Here is a 13,577-nt window from a genome sequence, read left to right as displayed (position 1 = left end):
CGGCAAACGCATGGCGCGCACGGGCCGCAAGCATCCACACAGGAGCGACGATGAGAGCGTTTGAATATCTCGAACCCGCCACGCTTGCAGAGGCATCCGCGCTGCTGCACCGTTGCGGCGGTCGGGCCAGCGTGCTGGCGGGCGGCACCGACCTGCTCGTGCAGATCAAGGAATCGCACCGGCAGCCCGCGCACGTCATCAACATCAAGAAAATCCCGGGCATGAACGTGCTGGCGTTCGATCCCACCGACGGCCTGCGCATCGGTGCGCTGGTGACCACGCGCGAGGTGGAAACGTCGTACGCGGTACGCCGCCATTACGCGGGACTGGCGCGCGCAGTCACCGACTTCGCGTCGATACAGGTGCGCAACCGCGCCACGGTGGTGGGCAACGTGTGCCGCGCGTCGCCGTCGGCCGATTCGCTTGCGCCGCTGATCGCCGATCGCGCGTCGGTGCATCTGTACGGCTTGCAGGGGTCGCGCGCCATGCGTGTGGAAGACTTCGTCACCGGCGCCGGCAAGACCGCGCTGGAGCCCGACGAACTCGTGTCGCGTATCACCATCCCAGCGCCGGCGCCCCATACGGGCAAGGCCTATATCAAGCACGGACGCCGCGTGCAGATGGAGCTGGCAACGGTGGGTGTTGCCGTATCGATCACGGTCGAACGCGGCCACTGCACCGATGTCGGCATCGTACTGGCCGCCGTAGGGCCGACGCCGATCCGCGCCACCCACGCCGAAGCGCTGCTGCGCGACCGGCCGATCAGCGAGGCGCTAGTCCTCCAGGCGGCCCACGCCGCGATGGAAGACGCGCGTCCGATCAGCGACGTGCGCGCCAGCGCCGCCTATCGCCGCGAAATGGTGAGCGTGCTGACACGCCGCGCCATTGCCCAAGCCCTGGAGACACTGTGATGCGCAAACTGATCGAAGTGGAAATCAATGGCGAGCCGCGCGAACTGGCGGTGGAGCCGCACAGCACGCTGCTCGACGCGCTGCGCAACGACGCGGGCCTGACCGGCACCAAGAAAGGGTGCGATGTGGGCGAATGCGGCTCCTGCACGATCCTCGTCGATGGCACGCCGATGAACAGTTGCCTGATGCTCGCGCCCGAGGCGCATGGATGCAAGCTGACCACGATCGAGGGCATCCAGCCCGGTCCCGATACCGTGCATCCGATTCAGGATCAGTTCATGCGCTGCGGCGCCGCGCAGTGCGGCTTCTGCACGCCGGGCTTTGTGGTGGCGATCAAGGCGCTGCTCGATGCCAATCCAAACCCCACTCGCGACGAGATCCGCTTTGCGCTGGCCGGCAACATCTGCCGCTGCACCGGCTACACCAAGATCATCGAGGCGGTGGAAAAGGCCGCCGAGGCCATCCAACGTCCCTGCCCATCGCATGGCGCAACGGAGAACGCACAATGACCCACGCCGTGATCGGACACAGCGTCAAGCGCACCGACCTGCTGGACAAGGTCACCGGCAACGCCAAGTACGTCGCCGACATGCCGATGGCGGGCCTGCTGCACGCCAGGCTCAAGCGCTGCAATGTCGCGCATGCCCGCATTCGTCGCATCGACACCGCGGCTGCGCTGGCGCTGCCGGGCGTGAAGGCGATCCTCACGCATGAAAACGTGCCGCGCGTGCTGCACGCGGGATCGCCCCATCCGCGCTCGGCCTCCGTCACCTGCGACCAGTACTTCCTCGACGACAAGGTGCGTTATTGGGGCGAAGGCGTGGCTGCGGTGGCTGCCGTCAGCGAGGAAATCGCCGCGCGCGCCATCGAGCTGATCGAAGTCGAATACGAGCCGCTGCCCGCGATGCTCACCGTGGAGGACGCCGCCGCGCCCGGCGCCGTGCCGATCCACGACCGCGAGCCGGGTGGCAATCTTGTGCTCCCCCCCGTGGTGGTGGAACGCGGCGACATTGACCGCGGTTTTGCAGAAGCCGACTTCATTCTCGAAGGCATCTACGAAGGCGGTCGCCCCACGCCGGCCTACATGGAACCGAACGTGCTGACCTGCAAATGGGACGGCAACGGCAACCTGACGGTCTGGATCTCGACGCAGACGGCGTTCATGGTGCGCGGCATCATGGCCGAAGTGCTCGGGCTGCCGCTGCACAAGGTGCGCGTGCTGGTGGACCACATGGGCGGCGGCTTCGGCGCCAAGCAGGACCTGTTTCAAGGTGAATTCCTGTGCGCGCTGCTGGCACGCGAAACCCATCGCCCGGTGCGCATGGAATACACGCGCGAGGAAACTTTCCTCGGCGGACGCACGCGCCACCCCGCACGCATCTGGCTGCGCCAGGGATTCCGCAACGACGGCACCATCACCGCGCGCGAAGCGAAGGTGGTGTTCAATTCCGGCGCCTACGGATCGCACGGGCCCGGTGTCACCAATGTCGGCACCGCGGCGATGGTATCGCTCTATCGCTGCGAAAACGTGCGGCTGGAAGGTCGCTGCGTCTACACCAATAGCCCGATCGCGGGCGCGTTTCGCGGCTACGGCGTGGTGCAGACCTACTACGCGCTCGATATCCAGATGGACGAGGCGGCCCATCATCTGGGCCTCGATCCGGCCGAGCTGAAGCTGCGCAACGCGGTGCGCGAAGGCGATATCGCGCCGTCGAATCATCCGCTGATCGGGCGCGGCCTCGAGGCGTGCATTGCCAAGGGCATGGAAGTGGTGGACTGGCACGCGCGCCGCGCCCAGACGCGCGCCCAGCATGGCGTGATCCGCCGCGGCTGGGGCATCGGCTGCGAAATGCACGGCAGCAGCGCCTATCCGGGCATCAAGGAGCAGGGCAACGCCATCGTCAAGATGAATGAAGACGGCACCGTGGTGCTGCTGACCGGCGCGGCGGGCCTGGGCACCGGCGCACATACCGCGCTGGCGCAGATCGTCGCCGAGGAACTGGCGATCCCGTTCGAATCGGTCAGCGTTGTGCATGGCGATACCGATGTGGTGCCGTGGGATATCGGCGCCTTTGCCAGCCACACCACCTACATGGTGGGACGCGCCGCGCAGATGGCCGCCGCGCAAATCAAGCAGCAGTTGCTGGCACGCGCCGCGCGCCAGATGGAGGCCGAGCCCGACCAGCTGGAAGTTGCCAACGGCGTGATCGCCGTGCGCGACCGCATCGGGCCCACCATGACCGTGCGCGAGGCCGTGATGCCGCGCAAGGGACTGCCCGCCGCGCAACTGGTGGGCACGGCAACCTATCACCCGACCAAGTCGTATTCGTTCGCCGCGCATTTCGTGGAGGTCGAGGTCGATACCGAGACGGGCTTCATCACGGTCAAGCAGGTGGTGCCGGTACACGATATCGGCAAGGTGATCCACCCGGTGGCCGCGGCCGGGCAGATCGAAGGCGGCATCCAGCAGGGCATCGGCCACACGCTTTACGAGGACTACCAGATCGACATGAAGACCGGGCGATCGCTGAACGCCAACTTCGTCGACTACAAGATGCCGCTGGCGATGGACATGCCCGAGATCCACACCGTACTGCTGGAAGCTGCGCCGGACCCGGGCGGTCCGTTCGGCGCGAAGGGCGTCGGCGAAGATCCGATCGTGGCGATCGGGCCGGCCATCGCGAACGCCGTATTCGACGCCATCGGCGTGCGTTTCCGCCACTATCCGATCAAGCCGGAACAGGTGCTGCAGGCGCTGGCCGAAAAACGCGCCGCGGAGACCCGCGCATGAACGCCCCGCGCAGGCTCGTGGTGGCCGTCACCGGCGCCAGCGGCGCGGCATACGGCGTGCGCCTGCTGCAGGCCATGCAGGCGGCGCCGGAGTGGCAAACCCATCTGATCTGTTCGCCTTCCGGATGGCTCACCGTGCATCACGAGCTGGGCATGCAGCGTCCGCAACTGGAAGCATTGGCCGACGTGGTGCACAACGTGCGCGACATCGGCGCCGCCGTTGCGAGCGGGTCGTTCCGCTGCGACGGCATGGTGATCGCGCCGTGTTCGATGCGCACGCTGGCCGCCGTCGCCACCGGCGTGGCCGACAACCTGATCACGCGCACCGCCGACGTGATGCTCAAGGAGCGCCGGCGGCTGGTGCTGCTGGCGCGCGAGACACCGCTGCATCTGGTGCATCTGCGCAACATGACCACGGTGACCGAGATGGGCGCCATCGTCATGCCGCCGATGCCCGCGTTCTACACCCATCCGCAAAGCGTCGACGAGATCGTCAATCACACGGTCGGGCGCGTGCTCGATCTGTTCGACGTGCCGCACACCGGCCTGGTCTCGCGCTGGGCCGGGATGCGCACAACGCTTGCCGCAGTCAATACCGATGTCATCACCCGGGAGACACCATGACCGAAGTCCAACGCAACCTGCCACCCGTACCCGTCACCATCCTGACCGGCTTTTTGGGTGCAGGAAAGACCACGCTGCTGAACCACATCCTCACGCAGAAGCACGGCCACCGCATCGCCGTGATCGAGAACGAGTTTGGCGAAGTCGATGTCGATTCGGACCTGGTGATGACCTCGGACGAGGAGATCTACCAGATGACCAACGGCTGCATCTGCTGTGTGGTGGATGTGCGGACCGATCTGGTGCGCATCCTGCAGAAGCTGCTGGAACGGCCTGAACGTTTCGACCATATCCTCGTGGAGACCAGCGGGCTGGCCGATCCCACGCCGGTAGCCGCCACATTCTTCATGGACAACGACGTGGCCAAACAGGTGACGCTCGACGGCATCCTGACGCTGGTCGACGCCGTGCATATCGAAGCCCATCTGGACGATCCGCAGTTGTCCGGCTTCGACAACCAGGCGGTCGATCAGATCGTGGCGGCCGATCGCATCATCCTGAACAAGTCAGATCTGGTGTCCGAGGCGCGGCTCGACGCGCTGACGCATCGCCTGCACCACCTGAACGAAGGCGCACAGATCCTGCGCTCGAACTACGCGCAAGTGGACCTGTCGCGCATCCTGGGCATTGGCGGCTTCACGCCGGGCGCGACGCAACTGCCCGATGACGCGGCCGATGCGCATCATCATGGTCATCATGACCACGACGCGCACCACCACGCCGATCACATCTGCGACGAAACCTGCAATCACGAACACGGCGGCGACGATCATGCGCATCGGCACGATCCGTCCGTGACATCGGTCTCGCTGGTGTTCGACACGCCGTTCGATCGCGAGCGGCTGGAGCACGCGCTGCGCGCGCTGCTGGCCGCGCAAGGCGACGATGTATTCCGCATGAAAGGCATCGTTGCCGTGCAGGACGACACATGCCGTCACGTGCTGCAGGCCGTGCATCGCCTGATGGATTTCCATCGCGCTGACCCATGGGGCAACGAGCCGCGCGAAAGCAAATTCGTCTTCATCGGCCGCAACCTGGACCGCGCGCGCCTGCAAACGCTGCTGCGCATCTGTCAACCCGCGCAGATCGCCGCCTGACGTAAAGCTCTGGGACCCCGCCAACGATACTGGCGGGTGATTGACGGCGCAGCCGCCTCACGTCGGCTGCGTCTTTTTTGTTGATCGGCGTTGGCCGCGCCCGGCGGCACATAGGCGGAACTCCCCACAGCCCTCTGGCAAGACTCATGCGCTTTTTGGATCGCGCGCCGTCGCATTCCGGTTTGAGACAGGGCCGCCCCGTTTTTAGACTTTCGTGTATTCCAACGAAAGGAGTGCACATGTCCCCCCTGTCGAATCCGACGCGCGGCCTACGGCGCGCAATACTGGCGGCCGTTGTCGCCGCAAGTTCCGTCTCCGCTCATGCCGGAAGCTGGCCAGAGAAACCGATCACGATGGTCGTGCCGTTTCCCGCCGGAGGCGGCACCGATCTCGTGGCGCGCTCGATCCAGCCGCTTCTGCAGCGCGAACTCGGACAACCGGTGGTGATCGACAACCGCAGCGGCGCAGGCGGCACGCTCGGCTCCAGCTTCGTGGCGCGGGCCGTTGCCGACGGCTACACGGCTGGCGTGGTCACCACGAGCACCCACGCGGTAAGCGTCGCGCTCTATCCCCGGCTGGCCTACAACCCGACAGCGGACTTTGCATACGCCGGCTTCATCGGCACTTCGCCTTACGTGCTGGCGGTCAACAACGCGTTGCGAGTGCCCGATGCGCGTACGCTCGTCGCTCGCTTGAAGTCCGACCGGGCTCCGCACACCTTTGGGTCGGTTGGCGTCGGGACCGTGTCGCACCTGATGGGCGAACAGTTTCAGAAATTCATCGGCGAGCCGATGATCCACGTGCCATACCGCGGCGCGGCGCCTGCATACACTGATCTGATTGGCGGCCAGGTGCAGATCATGTTCGACAATCCGGCGGGACTCACGCCATATATCAAAGCCGGCAAGATCGCCGCCATCGCTGTGACCGCAGCGACGCCATTGCTGCCCGACGTACCGACGTTCGCAAGCCAGGGCGTGCCAGGCTTTGAACAGCAGTTGTGGTACGGCATCGCATTTCCAAAGGGAACCCCCGCGGCGATTGTCGACCGCTTCAATGCGGCCTTGAACAAGGTGCTGGCCGACAAGGCCGTGGCCGACGATCTCGCCGGCAAGGGGGTGACCGTTCGCCCCGGTACGCCGGCGGCGCTGCGGGCCGCCGTCCAGCAGGACATCCCGTACTGGGGCAGGATCGCCAAGTCGGTTGGAGCCACCGGTGAGTAACGTCGAACTGATTCGCGTCTTTGTACGCGATGGGAAAGGCGGCAACCCGGTGCCGCTGGTCGCAGACGCACGCGGCATGGATGCGGCGGCCATGCAGCGCGTCGCCGCCACGCATGGCCACGAATCAGCCTTCGTATTGCCGAGCGATGCTGGCTGCGACTGGCGCCTGCGTTTCTTCGTGCCGCATCACGAAATGGAAATGTGCGGACATGCCACGGTGGGCACGCTCTGGGCGCTGCGCCAGTGGGGGCGCTGGACCACGTCGACGGCGCGCATCGAGACGTTGAGCGGCATCGTGCTGGCAAACTGGGATGAAGCATCGCAACGCGTGTGGATCTCGCAGCCGGCGGTACGCACCGCCAAGCTGGACGCCGCAGCATCGGTCCGCGTGGCGATGCAGCTCGGCTTGCCCGCCGGCAGCCATACGGTCGTCAATGCCGCGACCAGCCGCGTGAAGACGCTCATCGCCCTGCCATCCGTGGCGATGCTCGACGCCCTGCAACCGGATTTCTCGACCATGGCGCCGCTGTGCGCGTCGATCGGCTCCACCGGCCTGTATCCGTACGCATTCGGCACACCCCGGGTCGACGGCACGCCCGTAGTTCATGCACGGCAGTTTCCAAAGTCGTCAGGCTATCCCGAGGATGCCGCGACCGGCATCGCCGCGGCGGCGCTTTGGGGATACCTGAACCAGACTAACCAACTGCACGGTCGCGGCCGGACCGCAGCATCGATGGCGGTGTGGCAGGGCGATGCCATGGGCTGCCCATCGGAGATCCTCGTTGCGCCGCGCCATGCCGATTCCGGCGCGCCCGACGGATGCTGGCTCAGTGGCGGGGTGGCATGGGGCGAACCATGACGGCCGCTTCTCCCGAGGCTCTGCTTGGCGCAGCAGGATTCACGCTGCCCGAGGTGTCTCGTCCGCGCGGCAGCTATGCGCCGTATTGCATCGTGGATACGGACGCATCGCGCTGGGTGTCGATCGCCGGGCAAGTCTGCAGGCGGCAAGGCGTTGCCATGGCAGGCCAGTGCCGCGGCCAGGCCGATGTCGAGCCGGCTCGCGGCGCCGCCGAAGTGTCGATGCTGAACGCGCTGGCAGCGCTGCGGATGGCTTGCGATGACGATCTGTCAAACGTGATCCAGATTGTCCGTGTGCGCGGATTCATCCGCGCGGCACCGGATTTTGGCCATCATCCGGCAGTGCTCGATGCGGCGTCGGCAATTCTCCGCATCGCATTCCCGGAGCAACCATTGCCCGCGCGCAGCGCATTGGGCGTGGCGAGCCTCCCCGACGGCGCGTGGATCGAGATCGAGATCGACGCCGTGGTCATGGCTTAGCGAGGAAATGGATCGAGTATCACGGGCCGCATCGCCCTGCAGCGCCCTATTTGCAACGGGGCAACGGCGGGCGACCGCACAGTCAGCGCGTTTCGCGCAGCAGGCGGTGCAGATGACCGCTCGACGCGAAACCGAGATCCATGCTGACGCTGGCTGCTGATTTTCCCTGGGCGATCAGCCCGCGGGCATGCGTGGCCAGGACGCGGCGCCTGACAGTCACTGGCGTCACGCCGAACTCGATCTGGCAAGCGCGCTGCAAATGCCGGATCGACACGCCAAGCTCGCTTGCAACCGCATCGATCGAAGGCAGCGGCAGGTCGCGCTCAAGCGCCTGATGGAAGCGCCGCACCATGCGCATCGCCACCGATGAAGGTGCTTCAGGCATCGCCAGCGGCCGGCTTGCCGCGAGTTGTTCGACGATTGCGCGCACCAGCCACGCCGCACTCGTCATCGCAATGCCCGGGGACAGCAACCCCTCCAGCATCGCAATGGTCGCTGCGTCCAGATGCATGGCGCCAAAACGTCGGCCGGCGGGCAGGCGGTCGGGCGGCAGGTAAAGCTCTCCATGCTGCTGGCGCCCTTGCTCCGATGCGGTCAGGTGCGAGGTCGTCGCTGGCAGCAGCACAGCGGTACCGCGCACCAGCGACACCGCATGCGGCGCGTCCGGCTCGCCGCCAACGTCGTTCCAAACCGTCTTGAGCCGGCCCATGCGCGGCCAAAGCAGCATGCCGCAGTCATGGATGTGCCACGCGCGATGAAAGGCGGGCTGCCGACTGTCATGCAGCGCAAAACCATGCTTAGTGGTCAGATGCAGCTTGGGAGACAGATGAGGTTGGTGGGTCATCGCGAGTACATCGGCAACCGTGGGGGGTGTCCCGGCGATCATACGCTGCCCGGTGGTGCGGTGGTAGCGCGCCCTCACCCACCCCCGCGCAACGTAGCCGAAGGCGGTTCGCCGTATTCCCTTCTGTATTCGCGCGCGAACAGGCTCAGGTGTGTGAAGCCGTGGCGCAGGGCGATGGTGGTGACCACGCCGGGGCCGGGCATCGCGCGCTGGAGGTCGGCGCGGGCGCCCTGCAGGCGCAGTACGCGCAGGTACTCCATTGGCGTGGTGTCCTTGCTTTTGCGAAAGCCCAGCTGCAACGTGCGCTCGCAGACGCCACAGTGCGCTGCAAGTTCCTGCAGCGTGATCGGCTGGTCCAGGTTGGCGCGCAGGTAGCGGATGGCGCGCCGCACATAGGCGGGCAGCGTCGGCAGGTAGCCGCGCGGCAGCAGTCCGCCGTCCTCGCCGAAATGATCGACCAGCAGCGTGGTCAGGCAGAGTTGTTCGATGGCGGCGTCGGCCGCCGGCAGAGCGGGGCGGCCGGTACGCATGGCGGCTTCGGTGCGCAGCCACGTCAGCATCGCGCGCCAGCGGCCGGCACGCTGCGCGTCGCTGAGCGGCTGCAGCGCAAAGACCAGCGGCCCCGGCGGATCGAAGTTGAAGCAGGTACGGAACGCATCCTCCAGCGCATGACGGCGCACCACCACGCTGAAGCGTTCGCAATCGGCGTCCAGCAACAGTCGCACCGCCAGCGACGGCGAAAACACCCAGGTGCTGCCCGGCTCCATGTCCTCGGCCACGCCGTCGATTTCCACGCGGCACCGGCCGGCGATCACGGTCTGGATCACGTACTCGTCCTTGCCCGGCTGCGGCACCACCTCCATCGCGCGGTCGTAGCGTGTGGTGGCCAGCGTCAGATGACCGATCTGGCAGGTCTGCAACTGCACTTGCGGATGGGCGTCGTCGCTATGCAGGCGCGTCGGACCGAACACGCGCGCGGACAGCGCCTGCACGTGATCGAGCGCACGGGCATGGCTGGCGGTGTTCAATCTTGGTGCAGCATGATGACCCATGGTGCAGATCGAGGGGCGGACTGGCGATAATGGCTTCATCCTAGGGATCAATGCAGATTCCGTGCAAGCTGCGGAAAACCCCTGCCATTTCGCTTCCATGCGCGCGCATTCGCAATGTTGCTACGAGACCGGTTGCGGCGTCGCTAAGTTGGGTGCACACCCACACCACAAGGCAGGAGCGCCCCCATGACCACCCCCGTCCATCCCGTCGACCAGATCCTGCCAGCGCGGGCGATGGTCTCGCTAGGTTTTCAGCACATGCTGGTAAGTTATCTGGGCGCGATTGCCGTGCCGATGATCGTGGCCGGCGCGCTGAAGATGACGCCTGCACAGACCACGCTGCTGATCAGCACCGCGTTGTTTACATCGGGCATCGCCACGCTGCTGCAGACGGTCGGCTTCTGGAAGTTCGGGGTGCGCCTGCCGCTGATGCAGGGCGTGGCGTTCGGATCGGTGGGACCCGTGATTGCGATCGGCTCCGACCCGTCGCTCGGATTCACCGGCGTATGCGGTGCGGTGATCGGCGCCGGCGTGGTGACGATGTTCCTGGCGCCGGTCATCGGACGGCTCAAGCGATTCTTCCCGCCCGTGGTCAGCGGCTGCATCATCACTTCGGTCGGGCTGTCGCTGTTTCCGGTTGCGTATCAATGGACCGGCGGCGGCCACAATGCGAAGGACTTCGGCTCGCCGCTGTTCTTTGTAGTGGCGTTCGGCACCATCGCGCTGATCCTGTTCATCAACAGCCACGGCGGCCGGCTGGTGCGCAGCCTGGCCGTGCTGATCGGCCTGATGATCGGCGGCGCGGCGGCATGGCTGCTCGGCATGGGCAGCTTCGACGAGGTGGCGCGCGCGCCGTGGTTCACGATGGTCATGCCGTTCGCGTTCGGCATGCCCACCTTCAACGCGGGCGCCATCGTCACCATGGTGATCGTGATGGTGGTGCAGATGGTGGAATCGATGGGATTGTTCGTGGCCATCGGCGATATCGTCAAGCGGCCCGTCAGCGAACGCGAGGCCACCTGTGGCCTGCGCGCCAACGGCCTGGCCAGTGCCATCGGCGGCATGTTCGCGGCGTTTCCGTTCATCGCGTTCATGGAGAACGTCGGGCTGGTGATCGTCACCGGCGTGCGCAGCCGCTGGGTGGTGGCGGTCTGCGGCGTGATGCTGTGCGCCGTGGCGCTGGTGCCGAAGATCGGCGCGCTGTTCTCGTCGATCCCCGCCGCCGCGCTGGGCGGCGCCACCATCGTGATGTTCGGCGTGGTGGTCGCGGCAGGCATCCGCACACTGGGGCAGGTCGATTACGAACGCAAGCCCGCAAACCTGAGCGTGGTAGCCATCACGCTGGCGTGCGCGCTGATGCCGGTAATCATGCCCAACCTGCTGGCAAAGCTGCCAGCCGCGCTGCAGCCGTTCGTGCACAGCAGCGTGATCATTTCCTGCGTGGTGTCGGTATTTCTGAATCTGCTGCTCAATGGCGTGCCCACACGCGACGACGATCACGAGCTGGCCGTCGCCGGCGAACATGTACCTGAGGTCTGAAACCATGACGACGCCTACCCACTCCATCGCTTCCGGCGATCTGTTGATCCGCAACGCTGCGGCCGTGATGACCGGCCGCACCGGCGCCGCGGCGCGCGCGGGCGCGATCGACCTGCGCGTGCGCGACGGCCGCGTGGCGGAAATGGCCGCCGGCCTCGCTCCGCAACCGGGCGAGACCGTAATCGATGCGACAGGCTGCGTGGTGTACCCGGGCTGGGTGAACACGCACCACCACCTGTTTCAGAACCTGCTCAAGGCCGTGCCGGCGGGCATGAACGCCGATCTGCAGCAATGGCTGGCCAGCGTGCCATATCCGCGCCTGGACCGCTTCACGCCCGAAATTTTCCGCACCGCGGTGCGGCTCGGCATGGCCGAGCTGCTGTTGTCGGGCACCACCACCTGTGCCGATCATCACTACCTCTACCACCACGGACATGGTGCCGAAACTGGCGACGTACTGTTCGACGTGGCCGAGGAATTCGGCATGCGACTGGTGCTGTGCCGGGGCGGCGCGGTGCAGTCGAAGTCCGATCATCCCGGCATGCGTGCCACCGCGCTGGTGCCGGAAACGTTCGATGAAATGCTCGGCGATATCGAGCGGCTGAAGGCGCGTTATCACGATGCCGGCGCGGACGCGCTGCGTCGCGTGGTGGTCGCGCCCACCACGCCAACCTTCTCGATGCCGCCCGCGCTGCTGCGCGAAGTGGCCGGCTTTGCGCGCGGCATGCAGTTGCGGCTGCATACGCATCTGTCGGAAACCGACAACTACGTGCGCTTCTGCGCGGAGAAATATCGCTGCACGCCGGTACAGTTCGTCGCCGATCACGACTGGCTCGGGCCCGATGTGTGGTTTGCGCATCTGGTGACCGTGACGCCCGACGAGATCCGCATGCTCGGTCAGACCGGCACGGGCATGGCGCATTGCCCAGTCAGCAACGCGCGTTTGGGCAGCGGTATCGCGCCGGTGCGCGCCATGGCCAATGCGGGTGTGCCGGTGTCGATCGGCGTCGATGGCGTGGCGTCGAACGAATCGGGCAGCATGGTCCACGAGGCCAACTTCGCGTGGCTAATCCATCGCGCGCTGGGCGGCGCGGATCAGACGCGCGTCGAAGAGGTGATTCACTGGGGCACGGCCGGCGGTGCGCAGGTGCTGGGGCTGCCTGGCGTCGGCACGCTGGCGCCGGGCCAGTCCGCGGATCTGGCGATCTACGACGTCAGCGGTCTGCGCTTTGCGGGTTTCCACGACATCGCCACGGCGCCGGTGGCCGCAGGAGAGCCCACGCCGGTGCGCGACGTCTTCGTGCGGGGCCGCCATGTGGTGCGCGACGGCGCCGTCGTCGGCCTCGATATCGAGCGCTTGCGACGCGACGCCCAGACGGCGCTGGAAACGCTGCGGCCTTAGTCAATCGATGCGGCAACAATGCGAGCGGCGGCACCGCGCATGCCGCTCGCGTAAAAATCGTTGTGCAAGTTCCAGCGGCAACATTGCGGCGCGCGGGTTCTTAAGGTGCGCTTAAGGAACGACAAGATTCCCGGACCCGCCGTGTCGCCAAGATGCATCAACCGGTAACAGCCGCGCGGCGATCCACATCGCCGCGGTGGCGGGCGTCAGCGGGTGTGAGCCGTGCATGCGCATCGATTGCCCCGCCAATGCCTTGCAAATCGCGCGATCTTCGCACGCGGGCCGGCCCCGCCTGCCGCCGCGCAAGGCGATACAACAGCTTACAAAGGCTCGTCACCACGGGTCAACGAACACGCAGGGGCGCCGTTACTATCGGCACACAGGCAGCAAGGTACAAGACGCCCCCATGAACAAGATTCTTCTCGCCGCGACCATCGGTATCGCCGCGCTGGCCGCGTCCAGCGCCGCGCAGGCACACGTCAATTTCGACATCGGCATCGGCGTGCCAGCCTATGTAGCCGCGCCCCCGCCGCCGGTGTACTACGCCCCACGGCCCGTCGTGGTGGCACCGCCCGCGCCGGTAGTGGTCGCGCCCGGTTACTACGACGACTGGCGCGCACGCGAATGGCAGGAACGGCAATGGCGCCGCGAGCAACGCTGGCGCGAACACGAATGGCGCCGGCACGAGTGGCACCGCTGGCATGACGACGACTGAGCGCGCGTCCGGCGACCACCCGCCCATGCGCGCGCGAAAGCC

The 13,577-nt window shown here is 66.3% G+C and carries 13 protein-coding genes; 11 read left to right on the top strand and 2 right to left on the bottom strand.

Translation table 11 applies throughout. From position 1 onward, the window contains the following. Nucleotides 1-50: 50 nt before the first annotated feature. From F7R19_RS06610 to F7R19_RS06575, 8 genes are all read left to right on the top strand, one after another. On the top strand, nucleotides 51-911 hold the full coding sequence (locus F7R19_RS06610; RefSeq protein WP_150979739.1) for an FAD binding domain-containing protein: 861 nt from the start codon (nucleotides 51-53) through the stop codon (nucleotides 909-911). Next, nucleotides 911-1,420 carry a (2Fe-2S)-binding protein gene (locus F7R19_RS06605; RefSeq protein ID WP_061953900.1) on the top strand — a complete coding sequence of 170 codons (510 nt, stop codon included), beginning with the start codon at nucleotides 911-913 and terminating at the stop codon, nucleotides 1,418-1,420. The genes F7R19_RS06610 and F7R19_RS06605 overlap by 1 nt, the downstream gene beginning before the upstream one ends. Further along, nucleotides 1,417-3,702, top strand: a complete 2,286-nt coding sequence (locus tag F7R19_RS06600) for a xanthine dehydrogenase family protein molybdopterin-binding subunit (protein WP_150979738.1) — start codon at nucleotides 1,417-1,419, stop codon at nucleotides 3,700-3,702. Before F7R19_RS06605 ends, F7R19_RS06600 begins: the two co-directional genes overlap by 4 nt. Next, on the top strand, nucleotides 3,699-4,325 hold the full coding sequence (locus tag F7R19_RS06595; protein ID WP_150979737.1) for a UbiX family flavin prenyltransferase: 627 nt from the start codon (nucleotides 3,699-3,701) through the stop codon (nucleotides 4,323-4,325). The genes F7R19_RS06600 and F7R19_RS06595 overlap by 4 nt, the downstream gene beginning before the upstream one ends. Beyond that, the gene (locus F7R19_RS06590; protein ID WP_150979736.1) at nucleotides 4,322-5,422 is read left to right on the top strand and encodes a CobW family GTP-binding protein; all 1,101 of its coding nucleotides are present in this window, start codon (nucleotides 4,322-4,324) and stop codon (nucleotides 5,420-5,422) included. The genes F7R19_RS06595 and F7R19_RS06590 overlap by 4 nt, the downstream gene beginning before the upstream one ends. A 239-nt stretch (nucleotides 5,423-5,661) precedes the next feature. Continuing rightward, a complete protein-coding gene (locus F7R19_RS06585) occupies nucleotides 5,662-6,645 on the top strand; it encodes a Bug family tripartite tricarboxylate transporter substrate binding protein (RefSeq protein ID WP_150979735.1) in 984 nt (327 codons plus the stop codon). Next, complete coding sequence (locus tag F7R19_RS06580) at nucleotides 6,638-7,504, top strand: PhzF family phenazine biosynthesis protein (RefSeq protein ID WP_150979734.1); 867 nt, start codon at nucleotides 6,638-6,640, stop codon at nucleotides 7,502-7,504. Before F7R19_RS06585 ends, F7R19_RS06580 begins: the two co-directional genes overlap by 8 nt. Next, a complete protein-coding gene (locus F7R19_RS06575) occupies nucleotides 7,501-7,983 on the top strand; it encodes a RidA family protein (RefSeq protein ID WP_061953912.1) in 483 nt (160 codons plus the stop codon). Before F7R19_RS06580 ends, F7R19_RS06575 begins: the two co-directional genes overlap by 4 nt. Nucleotides 7,984-8,065: 82 nt before the next feature. Here F7R19_RS06575 and F7R19_RS06570 read toward each other — a convergent pair whose 3' ends face one another. After that, the gene (locus F7R19_RS06570) at nucleotides 8,066-8,827 is read right to left on the bottom strand and encodes a helix-turn-helix transcriptional regulator (protein ID WP_150979733.1); all 762 of its coding nucleotides are present in this window, start codon (nucleotides 8,825-8,827) and stop codon (nucleotides 8,066-8,068) included. A gap of 74 nt (nucleotides 8,828-8,901) precedes the next feature. Beyond that, a complete protein-coding gene (locus F7R19_RS06565; RefSeq protein WP_150979732.1) occupies nucleotides 8,902-9,879 on the bottom strand; it encodes an AraC family transcriptional regulator in 978 nt (325 codons plus the stop codon). A gap of 186 nt (nucleotides 9,880-10,065) precedes the next feature. Between F7R19_RS06565 and F7R19_RS06560 the strand changes: the two genes are divergently transcribed. The 3 genes from F7R19_RS06560 (at nucleotide 10,066) to F7R19_RS06550 (ending at nucleotide 13,535) form a co-directional block, all read left to right on the top strand. Further along, nucleotides 10,066-11,418 carry a nucleobase:cation symporter-2 family protein gene (locus F7R19_RS06560; protein WP_150979731.1) on the top strand — a complete coding sequence of 451 codons (1,353 nt, stop codon included), beginning with the start codon at nucleotides 10,066-10,068 and terminating at the stop codon, nucleotides 11,416-11,418. Between the two features lie 4 nt (nucleotides 11,419-11,422). Next, nucleotides 11,423-12,820, top strand: a complete 1,398-nt coding sequence (locus F7R19_RS06555; RefSeq protein WP_150979730.1) for an amidohydrolase family protein — start codon at nucleotides 11,423-11,425, stop codon at nucleotides 12,818-12,820. Nucleotides 12,821-13,226: 406 nt separating this feature from the next. Further along, a complete protein-coding gene (locus F7R19_RS06550) occupies nucleotides 13,227-13,535 on the top strand; it encodes a hypothetical protein (RefSeq protein ID WP_150979729.1) in 309 nt (102 codons plus the stop codon). Nucleotides 13,536-13,577 lie beyond the last annotated feature (42 nt).

Source organism: Cupriavidus pauculus, assembly GCF_008801835.1.
Classification (GTDB): Bacteria; Pseudomonadota; Gammaproteobacteria; order Burkholderiales; family Burkholderiaceae; genus Cupriavidus; species Cupriavidus pauculus.
Note: the sequence above shows the minus strand (reverse complement) of the source record. Positions and strands in the feature narration are given on the sequence as shown.